At 44.4% G+C, this 15,615-nt stretch carries 3 protein-coding genes; all 3 read right to left on the bottom strand.

What is annotated here, in order from left to right; all coding sequences use genetic code 11:
- Nucleotides 1-98: 98 nt before the first annotated feature.
- A complete protein-coding gene (locus V7O64_RS11975; RefSeq protein ID WP_407355609.1) occupies nt 99-8,252 on the bottom strand; it encodes a putative Ig domain-containing protein in 8,154 nt (2,717 codons plus the stop codon).
- A gap of 343 nt (nt 8,253-8,595) precedes the next feature.
- The gene (locus V7O64_RS11970) at nt 8,596-11,034 is read right to left on the bottom strand and encodes an Ig-like domain-containing protein (protein ID WP_407355608.1); all 2,439 of its coding nucleotides are present in this window, start codon (nt 11,032-11,034) and stop codon (nt 8,596-8,598) included.
- 368 nt (nt 11,035-11,402) lie between these two features.
- Nucleotides 11,403-15,458: a putative Ig domain-containing protein gene (locus V7O64_RS11965; protein ID WP_407355607.1), complete on the bottom strand. Its 4,056-nt coding sequence runs from the start codon at nt 15,456-15,458 to the stop codon at nt 11,403-11,405.
- Nucleotides 15,459-15,615 lie beyond the last annotated feature (157 nt).

Below are 15,615 nucleotides of genomic sequence, written 5' to 3'. Positions count from 1 at the left end.
GAGTTTTTCCCTTATTTTAATACAGTACAATAATAGATAAAATTAAGGGATAAAAGGAAAATAATAAAATGTTAAATTCGTGATTATTGCGGATTATATTAATCCCTTTGCCTTTCCTTTATTTCGGTAATTTTCTTATCGTAGATCCTTTTGTAATCTGCTGTCCTTATTTTCTGCAGTTTCCCGGAAAGAATTGCATAATCCTTGTGTATGGACTCTGAGCTTAGCTTATATCTCACCCATCCTGCTGCATTCATAGACCCTCTGTAAAAAGCATACAAGGCAGCATAATATCTGCTAAGCACCACCGAATCCTTCCTTGAGCTGTAACCCAGCACAGAGCCGATGATAAGAATCCCGACAATACCAATAAAGAATACCATCACACTGACAGGTTTTGCCGGATCTGCCTGTAAAGCATTGTTCAATACAGCTGCATCTGAAGGACCAATCGAACTCAGTGTAAGATCATAATCATAAGCATAGCTTACATCCTCAACCGCCCTGCTCACCGGTGCAGAACTTGAAACAAGCGGTGTGTTCCCCACACTTACAATGGCAAAAGGCGAAAAGCCGGGGGTTCTGGACCTATAGTAATAGTAGTTGACATCCGTGCCTATCCTTGAAGTTGGCAGTTCACCCCATGATCCGGAAGAGTACCTGTATAATTTAATTGATGAAGGATCTGCATTATTTTCTGTGAGCCACTTTTTCTCAACTTTAAAACTGATCTCTGCAGATGAGATATAATTACCTGAATTGAATTTGGCATCGCCCACCCATATATTTATATGGCGGTAGACATTTCCCGGAGGATTGGCGCTTACCAGTGTGGAACGGCCTTCAAGTATCTCAATTATTGCTTTAACCTGACCTGCCGCCTTTAATGGAGAGAACTTTACATAATCCAGATCATTCTGCACATTCGGGAACTCGAATACAGCGTCTTTCCCCATTGTCACGTATTTTATGGAGTAGTCCTTGAAGGCAACATTATTATAATCTTCAGCGCCACTTGCCGCAGCACCACCTGAACCGCCACTGCTCTGCGATGTTTGAAAACCACTAAGGTCCGTATTCGAACTCAGGTCAACATTAAACACCCTTATGGACATGGCTTCTGAGGCATTCAGTTCCCCGTCTGTCACCCGGAACTCCACAGAGTAAGTACCTGACTGGGTAAAATCCGGCCTCCAGGTGAACTGTCTTGTCAGAGGATCAAAAGAGGCTCCTCTTGGTAAACCACTGGCTGAGTAGGTAAGAGGGTCGTTATCTCCGTCAGTTGCATTTACAAAGAACTGCAGAGTCTCGTTCTCATATATGGAATAAGAACCAATTGTTTCGATCTCAGGTGGCATGTTGGTCTGGGTCACTTTCACATGGGCCGTGGTAGTGCCTGTAAGAGAGCCATCGCTAACATTGAACTCAATATAATGGTCACCACTGTCATAATAACCCGGAGTCCAGGTAAATACATTGCCTGTTACCTTTCCATAAGCGAAAGTTGTAGAGAATGATAACCAGTCACCATCAGGGTCTGTTGCATTTAGATTTATTCTCAGTGTCCCGGTCTCGTTTACAGTATGCGTGGGAATATCAGCAAAAACCGGTGCACGATTTACATTTTCCACATTGATGATGACCGTATCTATGGCTGTGTATATCTTGTCCGATACCCTGAACTCGACCGTATATATACCTGCCTGCTCATATGTTGGAGTCCAGGTGAAAACCCCACTGCTGTTCTCAAGATGTGCACCAATCGGGAGTCCGGAAGCTGAATATACCAGTGGTTCGTTGTCAACGTCATAAGCATCCAGAGTAAAAACAATGGTCTCGTTCTCCCTTACATACCGGGCCTCCATGGGTATTATGACCGGGGGGATATTGGTATTACCAACCGCAATTGTAGCAATTTTTGAGTCATTTAGCTCACCATCAGACACCGTGAATGTGATCCTGTGGAAACCACTGTCATTTATACCAGGGGTCCACGTGAACTCACCGCTTATCGGATCAAGGTTACCGTAGTCAACATCCTTGTAAAATGTCAGCTCATCACCATCGATATCCACCGCCTCCAACTTGATAGTTACTGTTTCAAGCTCATTGATAAGTGTATCTGAAATGGAGTATAGCACAGGCCCTGAATTGGTGTCTGTGACATTGATGATCAATGTTCTGCTGATCTCAAATTCACCATCTTCAGCTGTAAAGATCACAGAGTGTATCCCTTCGTCCTCATAACCGGGGGTCCATGTAAAGAGATCCCCCTGCAAAGAACCAAAGTGGGCATCCGTAGAGTATGATAGGAAATCTCCATCCGGATCGGAACCGTTCAAGCGGAGAAGCAGGACCGTGTTCTCAGCTACACTTATACTGGAAGGCGGGTCAAATACCGGAGGCCTGTTGACATCATTCACCGTGATCTTTACATCTTCCGTATCCTGGGCCAATCCATCCGAAACTATGAATTTTAGCTGATAGATTCCTGCCTGTTCATATGTAGGAGTCCAGGTGAATACTCCTGTTGATGTATCTATTTGTGAACCTTCTGGCTGGCCATCCACTGAATAATACAATGTATCACCATCGTCATCATGTGCATCCATGGAAATCGTGAGGGCCTCATTCTCATTTACAGAATGGGGACCTATTACCATCAGCCTGGGAGGGCGGTTGACATTATTCACGGTAATAAGAATGGTCTCGGAATCTGACAGGCTACCATCGCTTGCTTTGAATGTAACACTATAAGTGCCTTCATCATCATAACCGGGAGTCCAGGTGAATTGCCGGGTCTCAACATTGAAAGTGGAGCCTGAAGGCAGGCCTGTGACCGAATAACTAAGAGGATCAATATCTGGATCACTGGCGCTTACTATGAAACTTAGGGTTGAACCTTCATCGATAGTGCGATCACCTATCGGAACAAGATCTGGAGCCCTGTTAACTGATCCAACACTTATGGATATGACCTCAGAATCCGTTAGTGAACCATCACTTACCCTGAAGATGACTGTATAGGTGCCTGAATCATCATAACCGGGAGTCCAGGTGAATTGCCGGGTCTCAGCATTAAAGCTTGAGCCGGAAGGAATACCGGTGGCTGTGTATGTCAATTGGTCCTGATCAGGATCAGATGCTGAAACTGTAAAAGACATTTCATTACCCTCATCTACAGCCTTATTCCCAACCGGGTCCAATACAGGAGCACGGTTTACATTATTCACAGTAATAATGATAGTCTCGGAATCTGAGAGCTTACCGTCACTAACATGGAAAGAAACGATATATATTCCTGAAGATTCGTAATCAGGCTTCCAGCGGAATTGCCTGGTGTTCGGGTTAAAAGTTGCACCTTCAGGCATGTTTGAAGAGGAATAGGTAAGCTTGTCGGAATCCGGATCGCTTCCGGAGATCGAGAATAGCAATTCAGAATTCTCACTGACAACCTTGTTTCCGACCGGATTCAACACAGGAGCCCTGTTTACATTGTTTACTTTGATGACAACCGTCTTTTGATCTGCAAGTGAACCATCGCTAACTGTGAAAATGACACTGTAGGTTCCGGATGCCTCATGATCCGGTGTCCAGACAAATTCCCTTGTATTTGGGTTGAAATTAGCCCCTGCAGGAAGAGACGCGGCAGAATAACTAAGTGGGTCTGAGTCCGGGTCACTACCTGATATTGTGAATCGGAGAGTGGATGCTTCATCGGCTTCTTTGTTGCCGATATCACTTAACAGGGGTGGACGATTGACATTGATCACATCAATGGAAATTGTCTCTGAATCAGAAAGGAATCCATCACTTACAGTGAAAGTAACACTGTAGGTACCGGAGGCCTCATAGCCAGGAGTCCAGATAAATTCCCGGGTAATGGTATCAAAACTTGCTCCTGGCGGGATACTGGCGGCAGAGTAGGTGAGGTGATCAGAGTCCGGATCACTGCCAGAGATGGTGAAACGAAGTTCTGAACCTTCATTAACGGATTTATCACCAATTGCATCAAGAACAGGAGCACGGTTGACATATCCTACATTTATTGAGATTGTTTGGGAATCTGAAAGTGAGCCATCACTGGCTGTAAAAGTTACATTATGGGTCCCATGGTCAGCATAATCGGGTGTCCAGGTGAATTCACGGGTGTTTTCATTGAAGTGCGCAGCAGATGGAACACCTGTAGCAGAGTAAGTAAGAGGATCCAAGTCAGGATCACTGCCTGATATGATAAAGCTGAGCTGTGAACCCGGATCAACGGCTTTGTTGCCGATGGTATCAAGTACAGGTGGACGATTCACATCGATAACATCGATTGAGATTGTCTCTGAATCAGAAAGTGAGCCATCGCTGACTGTAAAAGTTACATTGTATACCCCTGAATCCTCATAGCTTGGGGTCCAGACAAAATCCCGTGTTACCTCATTGAAACTTGAACCAGCAGGCAGGCCTATGACTGTGTAACTGAGGGAAGTCTGATCAGGATCTGTGCCATATATGGTGAAACGCAGCTCTGAACCTTCATTAACGGTCTTGTCATTGATCGGGGAAAGAACAGGATGACGATTCACATTATGAACTGTGATAGTTACAAGTTCGGAATCTTTGAACATACCGTCGCTTACTTCAAAAAGGACGTTATAGCTACCTGACTGATCATAAGAAGGTACCCAGTGGAAAGTACGTGCAGTGGAATCAAATGAAGCACCAGAAGGAAGACCCGATGCATGATAAGTAAGCGCATCCCCTGTATTTGGGTCTGATGCACTTATTATGAAGGAAAGACTTTCAGACTCATTTACAGATTTGCTGCCAATATGATCAAGAACCGGTGGACGATTTGTTTTCCCAACAGCTATCCTTACAGTTTCTGTAGATGAAAGATAACCATCCGATACATTGAAAACAACATCATACAGGCCACTTTCATCATAATCCGGAGTCCAGCTGAATCTATTGCCTGTCAGAGTACCAAAATCGACATCCTTACTGTAGTAAAGATCGTCACCATCAGCATCTGTTGCATTTATGACTATGATCAATTCTTCCTTCTCATTAACCAGTTTATCGGATATCGGTTCTATGGTTGGTGCCCTGTTGACATTGTTGACAGTGATTCTAATGGTCTCGGAATCAGTCAGACCATTGGACCAGGCGATGAACTCTACTTCATAGTCACCTGCATCATCAAAACCAGGAGTCCATGTAAACTCACCGGTAGTTGCATCAAGCTTAGCTCCAGAAGGAAGATCATTGGCAGAATATGTTACTGTATCACCATCTGGATCAGTGGCTGAGATGATAAAGCTCAGTAGAGTGTTCTCATCTACAACCTTATCACCGATAGCATCAAGTCCAGGAGCCCTGTCGATATTGTTGACAGTGATCGTAATGATCTCGGAATCAGTCAGACCATTGGACAAGGCGATGAACTCTACATCATAACTGCCAGAATCATCAAAACCAGGAGTCCAGGTGAACTCACCGGTAGTTGCATCAAGGGTAGCTCCAGAAGGAAGATCGGTGGCTGAGTAGGTTACAGTATCACCATCGGGATCAGTGGCTGAGATGATAAAGCTCAGTAGAGTGTTCTCATCGACAACCTTGTTGCCGATAGCATCAAGTCCAGGAGCCCTGTCGATATTGTTGACAGTGATCGTAATGATCTCGGAATCAGTCAGACCATTCGCAGTTGCAATGAACTCTACTTCATAGGCACCTGCATCATCAAAACCAGGGGTCCAGGTGAACTCACCGGTAGTTGCAGCAAGGTTAGCTCCAGAAGGAAGATCATTGGCAGAATATGTTACTGTATCACCATCAGGATCAGTTGCCGAGATGATAAAGCTCAGTAGAGTGTTCTCATCGACAACCTTGTTGCCGATAGCACCAAGTACAGGTGCTCTGTCGACATTGTTGACAGTGATCGTAATGGTCTCGGAATCAGTCAGACCATTCGCAGTTGCAATGAACTCTACTTCATAGGCACCTGCATCATCAAAACCAGGAGTCCAGGTGAACTCACCGGTAGTTGCAGCAAGGTTAGCTCCAGAAGGAAGATCATTGGCAGAATATGTTACTGTATCACCATCAGGATCAGTTGCCGAGATGATAAAGCTCAGTAGAGTGTTCTCATCGACAACCTTGTTGCCGATAGCACCAAGTACAGGTGCTCTGTCGACATTGTTGACAGTGATCGTAATGGTCTCGGAATCAGTCAGACCATTCGCAGTTGCAATGAACTCTACTTCATAGGCACCTGCATCATCAAAACCAGGGGTCCAGGTGAACTCACCGGTAGTTGCATCAAGATTAGCTCCAGAAGGAAGATCATTGGCAGAATATGTTACTGTATCACCATCAGGATCAGTTGCCGAGATGATAAAGCTCAGTAGAGTGTTCTCATCTACAACCTTGTTACCGACAGGATCAAGTACAGGTGCCCTGTCAACATTGTTGACAGTGATCGTAATGGTCTCGGAATCAGTCAGACCATTTGCCGATGCAATGAACTCTACATCATAACTGCTAGAATCATCATAACCTGCTGTCCAGGTGAACTCACCTGTGGTTGCGTCAAGATTAGCTCCAACAGGAAGATAGGTGGCAGAGTATGTTACGGTATCATCATCAGGGTCAGTTGCTGAGATGGTAAAGCTCAGTAGAATGTTCTCGTCTACAACCTTATCACCGATAGGATCAAGTACAGGAGCCCTGTCGACATTATAGACTGTAATAGTAATGGTCTCAGAATCGTTTGCAATACCATCACTTACTGAGAACTCAACTGAATAGACATCAGCAGCATCAAAACCAGGGGTCCAGGTGAAAAGGCCGGTAGAAGAGTCCAATGAAGCTGAGGCAGGAAGACCACTCAGGGAGTAGACAAGAGTGTCGTTGTCAACATCAGTAGCATTCAGAATAAAGGTCAGTTCCTGGGACTCGTTAACTGTCTTATCACCTATAGGAGCAAGTACAGGAGCTGTGTTGGGGATTACCTGTTCAACAACAGTGATGAGAATGACCTCATAATCACTGGAACCCTTATCGTCTGAGACATCAAACTCGACATAGTAGTTACCTGCATCACCGGAAGCAGGGGCCCAGTTGAAAATACCGTTGACACTGTCAAAAAGACCGAAGGTAGCGTTGCAGGAGTAGGTTAGAACATCGCCGGCATCGGTATCGCTTGCATTCAGGGAGATGGTGAGGAGCTCGGACTCATTGACCGTCCTGTCACCAATTGAGCTAAGCACAGGAGCACGATTAACATCGACAACAGTAATGTTAACGGATTCAGAAGCGTTACCACCACGACCATCGGAAACAACGAAATCAACAGTGTAAATATCACTATCATCATAGCCAGGGGTCCAGCTGAAAAGGCCGGTGGAAGATTCCAATGAAGCTGATACAGGAAGACCGCTCAGGGAGTAGACAAGAATGTCGTTGTCAGCATCAGTAGCATTCAGGGTAAAGGTGAGTTCCTGGGACTCATTAACTGTCTTATCACCTATAGGGCCAAGCACTGGTGGATTATTTGAATTTGATATTGTATCATTTAAGGTTACATTGATATTCACATGTTTGCGATCCATAGCAAAACCATCTGATACCGAAAAATTAGCAATATGAGTTCCAATGTCGTCTGTGTCCGGGATCCAGCTGAAGACTCCTGTAGATGAATTCAGATAATATCCTTCTGGAAGGCCTTCAACATCATAATTCAGAACAGCATCATCATAATCAGTTGCAGTCACTGAAAAGATCAGATCGGATCCTGCATCTACCACTCTATCCCCGATATCATCCATCTGTGGTGGATGATTGACCCTTACCGAGCCATTGGCAACTGATAGGGCAGAGTATATAGTAGTGTCATTTTCTAACGATACATTCTGGAGTACAATGGTGTAATTACCACTATTGATTGCCAGGAAATTAAAATCGACCACATGTATTTCTTCTTCTGTTGTTATATTCGAAGAGCTGATGGTCATATTGGCAAAACCTTTTGGATTATCGATCGAGTACTCCAGTTCAAAATCCGACAAACCGTCATTGTCAATGGAAGCCATCTGAAGACCGGATTTCTCAAAAAATATATCCATGGTTACGAATCGAACGCCTGTTGCATTTTCAATGAATAAAGGCAGCGAAAAGGAAGAATCAGGATTTACAACAATACTTCCCATCATGACCTTTCCTTCAGATGCCCCACCGGCAAGCACAGGCAATACGGACATCATCAGAGCTATACCTATCAAAAGAAAACATATTTTTTTGCAGTTTTTTGTTTCCCCACGAAACATACCGACCCCACCAAACATTTTTTTGAAAGAACTATATGTCTTTCTAATCTGCGATATTGATACTCAATTGCTACCCATAAAGGAAGCTACCGCCCACACCAATTAGTTTAATAGCTAATGGATTATAAATTTATTTAATTACATTGATATAATAATTACCAACTCACAAAAAGAGCAGATTCCTGAAAAGAACATGAAAACATGATGAAATGATTTTTTAACCAGTAATCAGAAAGAAAAATGGAAATATCACAAAGAACAAAGCTCTTGAAATCATGTACTATTTTTTCATGCGTCGGTATCTTTTACCATCCGGATTTCCGATTTGCATGTACAGTTTCTCATACTGGCCTCTGTATTTAATGCCAGCCAGCACAACTACAGAGATTAGCCCTATAATTAAAATGAATATCAGTGACCTTTTATTGTTCTGGGAAACATGACTCTCATTATCAACGATAAACTCGTCTGAAACTGACATTCTTGTCTCATTGGACGCGAAACTGTTGTCCTGGACAATGATTTCCTCAGTAGCCGGGATGATGATGGCAAATGATGAAAAAGCATCGCATTTTGCTTCATAATAGAAATAATCCGCATCCTCATCAACAAGAGAGGTATCTTCCAATACCCATTTGTTACCGGAATAACGATATAATTCCACCGATCCGGGATCCTGGTCATTGGAATACAACCAAGTCTTTTCAACCCTGAAATTGACCATTATGTCATGCAACATATTCGTGCCGAACTTTGAATCGCCCACCCATATATTCAGATTCCTGTAAACAGTACCAGGTGCACTGGAACTTACAAGGGAGGACGTATCCTTAAGCATTTCAACAACTGCTTTGACCTGCCCTCCATTAAGCCTTGAAGTGAAGCTCACAGAAACAATACTGTTGCCATCCTTGTAGAAATTGAAAATGGTTTCTGTATCTTTTATAACCGATTTTATGGCATAATCCTTAAAATCGATGTTCTCATACTGTTCACCGGTGGACATAGAACCACCACCACCGCCACCTCCTGATGATGAAGCAGGTTGTTGGACGGACGAAGAGGGTTCCGTAACTATGATGGGAATGGTCTCATAATCGTCAAGATGCCCATCGCTTACATAGAAGCCAACAGAATAATATCCATTCTGACCGGTATAAGGAGTCCAGCTGAAATGGCCGGCGGATGTATTGAAAGTGGCACCTGAAGGTAAATCAATAGCCATGTATGTAAGGATATCGGCCTCATCTCCATCGTAGACTGCTAAATAGAATTCCAGCGATTTGTTTTCAGAAACAGTGAAAGGTCCTGCCGGAGAGATTTTTGGGGGCATATTGGTTTCACTTACCGTGATAGTTGCATTAGTACTGTTGATAAGGTTTCCATCAGAGACCGTGAACATGATATTATGTACCCCGGCATCATGATAACCAGGAGTGCAGATGAAAGTGTTGCCCCTTAGGGTCCCAATGCTGCTGTTGCTTGAGAAAGTAAAGGAATCACCGTCCGGATCGGTTGCACTTAAATTGATATAAAGGACACTGTTCTCACTGACAGAATGGTCATTTACAGGATGAATGACTGGGGGACGGTTCACATGAGCGACAACAATGTCAACTACCTCATAACTCGCATACCTGTACATACTGTTGTCAGAGACAGCAAATTCAACTTTATATGTGCCAGCCTGTTCATATGTTGGCGTCCATTTAAGCAAAACTGAAGAACTGTTTGTCCATGTGACAGTCACACCTTTGGGAAGATTTGCCGGATAAGAAAAACTGAGTACATCATTATCCGGATCATTAGCTAATATCTGAAAAGAGAGTTCTGAATTTTCATCGACATTCTGTATTTCTACCGGATCTATAAAAGGAGGAGAATTTGAATCTCCTATAACTATCCTTGCTGTTTTCGTATGCGAGGCTACGCCATCATCCACCCCGAAAGTCAGTATGTAGACACCCGGAGAATCCGGATCTGGCCATTGGAACAAGCCAGTATGCGGATCAAGGGAAGCCCCGGCAGGCAGAGCATTCACACTGGAATAATTAAGATTGTCTCCGTCGGGATCAAAACCATTCAGCTGTATGGTAACAGAGCCATTCAGAGGAGCAGAAGTATCACCTATGGAGTATAATACCGGGCCTCTGTTTATATTTGAAACATTTATAATTGCAGTTTGCGTTGCTGAGGATAAACCATCACTTACAGTAAAAACCATATGGTGTTCACCCTGATCATCATAATCCGGAGTCCATGTAAAAACGTCCTCAATGATGTTCCCAAAGGCAGAATCCTTTGAAAAAACAAGCAGATCACCATCTGGGTCCCATGCCTGAAGGTTTAATGTAAGCTCTTCTTCTTCATTGACAGTCGTGCCCTCAATGAGTGAAAAAACAGGTGGCCGATTGATATCATTTACTGTTATGGTTATATACTCCGAATCAATGCTGTTGCCGTTGGAAACTGCAAACTGTACACGATAAATGCCGGACTGATTATATGTTGGTGTCCACTCGAAAAGGCCTGAAGAAGCATTCAGGTAAGAACCGACAGGCAAACCAGATGCTGAAAACACAAGATCATCATCATCGTCCATATCAAATACTGCCAAAGTGAAACTCAGCAGGCTGTTCTCATCGGCAGATCTGTCACCTATTACCTCCAGGACCGGATGATTGTTCTCAGCAGCAACCGGCATGCTGTGTAGGATCATTAATAAGAGGAAGAAGACCGGCACAAAAGATAAAGTACGGAGCATAGAGAAACTGTTAATTTTCCTGTTTTCAACTAGGCAGGCAAGTCCATTCCTCATGAATCTGAAGATAAGATCCCCTCCATCGTGCCTTTATCTTAAGTGTCCCATATGATAAACCTATTTGAATATAAATACAATAATATATAATTAAATGGGCATTAAACGGACCTTTTTGTATTATCCCGGGAACAGAAGGATAAGGAGAAGTAAAAATAGAAATGAAATGAATGCAGCAGAACATTTCAATATGAACTGCTGCATAATGGCCGCCTCTTTTTTAGAGTTATTTATATGACATTACACCCAGCCTGTTTAGTAATCCATTCTTACCTGTTCTTAATACGTCTATACCTTTTACCATCCGGATTACCCAGCTGCATACGAACCTTATCATAGTAATCCCTGTTCCTGTAACCAAAGATTCCTATCACCATCAGCAGAACAAGTCCTATGATGAGCATGAATGGGAATCCTGTTTTACTTTCCTGATTTGCCGGATCCACAGGTTCAACAGGCATTGTATCTTCTGGCGACATTAGTGAATCGAGGGCCTCCGTATCGGAAACAGCACTTTCACCTACCTGTTCTATTATCTGTGGAAGCACACTGGATATGGCAAATGGAGAGAAACCTGGTGTAGTTGAAGTGAAATAGTAATAATATTCATCTTCTCCTATTACTGTGGTTGGTAACTGGGCCCAGCTATTACCGGAATATCTGCAAAGGGTGATAGTGGAAATCTCAACTTCATTGTTATCTATCCAGCTCTTTTCCACCTTGAAATCGATCTTCGAATTGCCTATGACACTGGGTGCCAGATTTGAATCCACATAGATGTTCATGTTCCTGTAAACATCTCCAGGTGCACTTGAACGAACCTGTGAGGAAGTACCCTTCAACATTTCAACCACTGCCTTGACCTGACCACCGTTAAGCTTTGAGGTGAAGCTCACTGAAACAATACTGTTGTTCTCTTTATAGAAAGTGAAAACTGTTGCAGTATCCTTTACGACGGACTTCAGTACAAAATCCTTGAAATCGATATTCTCATACTTCTCGCTGGTACTTGTGGCACCGCCACCACCACCGCCGGAGCCGGATGAACCGGATGTACCGGAAGTTGAAGAGACGGTTTTTACAGTGATAGCAACTGTTTCAGTAATGTTCTTGTGACCATCGGTTACACCAAAGGTCACATTATACGTGCCAGCTTCACCTTTTACCGGTGTCCAGGCAAAAACACCGGATGTAGCATTCAGCGTCGCATTGGAAGGCATATTACTGCCAAAGTATGTAAGATCATCTCCGTCAGCATCAGTAGCATCAAGAGTGAAAGTAAGTTTACTGCCTTCTTCTACCGTCCTGGACCCTATTGAAGTAAGCACCGGAGCACGATTGACATCAACAACAGTGATGTTGATGGATTCAGACACGTTATCACCAAGAACATCGGAAACAACGAACTCAACAGTGTAAATACCACTGTCATTGTAACCGGGAGTCCAGCTGAAAAGACCGGTGGAAGGGTCAAGTACTGCTGAGACAGGAAGACCGCTCATGGAGTAGACAAGAGTGTCGTTGTCAGCATCGCTTGCATTCAGGGTAAAGGTGAGAAGCTCGGACTCGTTGACAGTTCGGTCACCAATATGATCGAGCACCGGAGCACTGTTAGGGATCACCGGTTCAAGGACAGTGATGAGAATGACATCAGAATCACTGGCACCCTTATCATCAGATACACCGAAATCAACATAGTAGCTGCCCGCATCACCGGAATCAGGGGTCCAGGTGAAAGTACCGTTGACACTGTCGAAAACACCGAAAGTGGCGTTGCAGGAGTAGGTGAGAATATCTCCGACATCGGCATCACTTGCATTCAGGGAGATTGTGAGGAGCTCGGACTCGTTAACGGTCCGGTCACCAACAGGATCAAGCACTGGAGCACGATTGACATCAACAACAGTGATGTTGATGGATTCAGACGCGTTACCATCAAGAACATCGGAAACAACGAAATCAACAGTGTAAATACCGCTGTCATTGTAACCGGGAGTCCAGCTGAAAAGACCGGTGGAAGGGTCAAGTACTGCTGAGACAGGAAGACCGCTCATGGAGTAGACAAGAGTGTCGTTGTCAGCATCTGTGGCATTCAGGGAGATTGTGAGGAGCTCGGACTCGTTGACGGTTCTGTCACCAATTGGATCGAGCACCGGAGCACTGTTAGGGATCACCGGTTCAAGGACAGTGATGAGAATGACCTCAGAATCACTGGCACCCTTTTCGTCAGATACACCGAAATCAACATAGTAGCTGCCCGCGTCACCGGAATCAGGGGACCAGGTGAAAGTACCGTTGACACTGTCGAAAACACCGAAAGTGGCGTTGCAGGAGTAGGTGAGAATATCCCCTACATCGGCATCGATTGCATTCAGGGAGATTGTGAGAAGCTCGGACTCGTTAACGGTCCGGTCACCAACAGGATCAAGCACTGGAGCACGATTGACATCAACAACAGTGATGTTGAGGGATTCAGACGCGTTACCATCAAGACCATCGGAAACAACGAACTCAACAGTGTAAATACCACTGTCATTGTAACCGGGGGTCCAGCTGAAAAGACCGGTGGAAGGGTCAAGTACCGCTGAGACAGGAAGACCGCTCATGGAGTAGACAAGAGTGTCGTTGTCAGCATCTGTGGCATTCAGGGCAAAGGTGAGAAGCTCGGACTCGTTGACAGTTCGGTCACCAATATGATCGAGCACCGGAGCACTGTTAGGGATCACCGGTTCAAGGACAGTGATGAGAATGACATCAGAATCACTGGCACCCTTATCATCAGATACACCGAAATCAACATAGTAGCTGCCCGCATCACCGGAATCAGGGGTCCAGGTGAAAGTACCGTTGACACTGTCGAAAACACCGAAAGTGGCGTTGCAGGAGTAGGTGAGAATATCTCCGACATCGGCATCACTTGCATTCAGGGAGATTGTGAGGAGCTCGGACTCGTTAACGGTCCGGTCACCAACAGGATCAAGCACTGGAGCACGATTGACATCAACAACGGTGATGTTGAGGGATTCAGACGCGTTACCATCAAGACTATCGGAAACAACGAAATCAACAGTGTAAATACCACTGTCATTGTAACCGGGAGTCCAGCTGAAAAGACCGGTGGAAGGGTCAAGTACCGCAGAGACAGGAAGACCGCTCATGGAGTAGACAAGAGTGTCGTTGTCAGCATCTGTGGCATTCAGGGCAAAGGTGAGAAGCTCGGACTCATTAACTGTCTTATCACCAATCGGAGCAAGCACTGGAGCAGTGTTGGTATTTTCAACCTCAACGCTACCATCCAGCACCACTACCCCGGGGATAGGATCGTTATTCTGGCCTCTTAACACCACATCTGCCAGGTCAAGGTTGTATGTGCCATTTGACGCCCCGGTCTTCACCTGGAACTCGATGGCCAGCATATTGCCTGCCACAGGTACATATGTTCCACTGGTAGATGCAATACCATATGTAATGTTACCTGCCCCATCATCACCACTTCCTGGTGCTACCAGAGAATCTGCCCCAAGTAGATGAGCATCGATTATACTAGTTACCTGAAGTATGGCCGGATCATAGATCAGCTCAATACTGACCCCGCGCAGATCAAAAGTGCCGGAATCCACTTCCACACTTATCTGGAACGAATCTCCAGGGTTAAGGGGACCTGTTGCCGCATTTACAACTTTCACTTGCGGATGGACCACTTCATTCACTGTAATGGTAATGACCTGCGAATCATTAGAGCCATATCCATCCTCGACACTGAAAAGTACATGATAGACTCCGGCATCTGTTTGCTCAGTGGTCCATGAACCATTCCCTGCAGAATTATTGAAATTGGCGAACAGATCGCTGCGGTTACAATAGAATACAGGTGAATCTTCATCAAGGTCAATGGAACCTGCATTGATCCCAATGGTGTCCCCTGCGTCTACCTCCACATCAGAAAGGCCGGTGATCGTGACAGGATTGTTATCCAGCTGCGTACTTGATGAAACAGGTTCAGATAAGGTATTGGTGCTTTCATTGAAAGCGTAAACCTCTATTGCAGAAGTCCCGTGAGGAGCCACAGGATTATCATTGAAATAATGGTCCTTTGTCCCGTTATACCAGATACTGTTTGCACTCACATTGAATGAATCCGCATCTATACCTGCGTTCCAGCTCCAGTTCACATAAAAATTACCCTTATCATAAGATAGAGACACTGGAGGATCTATCGGTGACGCACTTGCAATGATCATAGGATTAAATGTCGAAAGAATTATGGAGATCGACAAGAATATCCTGACATAGTTCAATATTCCGTTTTGTGTACTGTTTTTCATTAAAGGATGCATACTCTCACCCTTGACAATAACATGTGATACGAGTCCGATGGTATTTGCCAATTACTAAGGTTGGAGATTGCATACAACCACGAATACAACTCCGCCTATTTGCTTTTGCGGACATACAGTACTAACACTGATGCCCCCACATTAC

Origin of the sequence: Methanolobus sp. WCC5 (assembly GCF_045690325.1) — an archaeon.
In the GTDB taxonomy this organism is placed as follows: Archaea; Halobacteriota; Methanosarcinia; order Methanosarcinales; family Methanosarcinaceae; genus Methanolobus.
Note: the sequence above shows the minus strand (reverse complement) of the source record. Positions and strands in the feature narration are given on the sequence as shown.

Excerpts from the sequence above, each read along its gene's own strand:
- V7O64_RS11965 (WP_407355607.1), bottom strand. The coding sequence starts at position 15,458 with ATGAAAAACAGTACACAAAACGGAATATTGAACTATGTCAGGATATTC.
- V7O64_RS11970 (WP_407355608.1), bottom strand. The coding sequence starts at position 11,034 with ATGATCCTACACAGCATGCCGGTTGCTGCTGAGAACAATCATCCGGTC.
- V7O64_RS11975 (WP_407355609.1), bottom strand. The coding sequence starts at position 8,252 with ATGATGTCCGTATTGCCTGTGCTTGCCGGTGGGGCATCTGAAGGAAAG.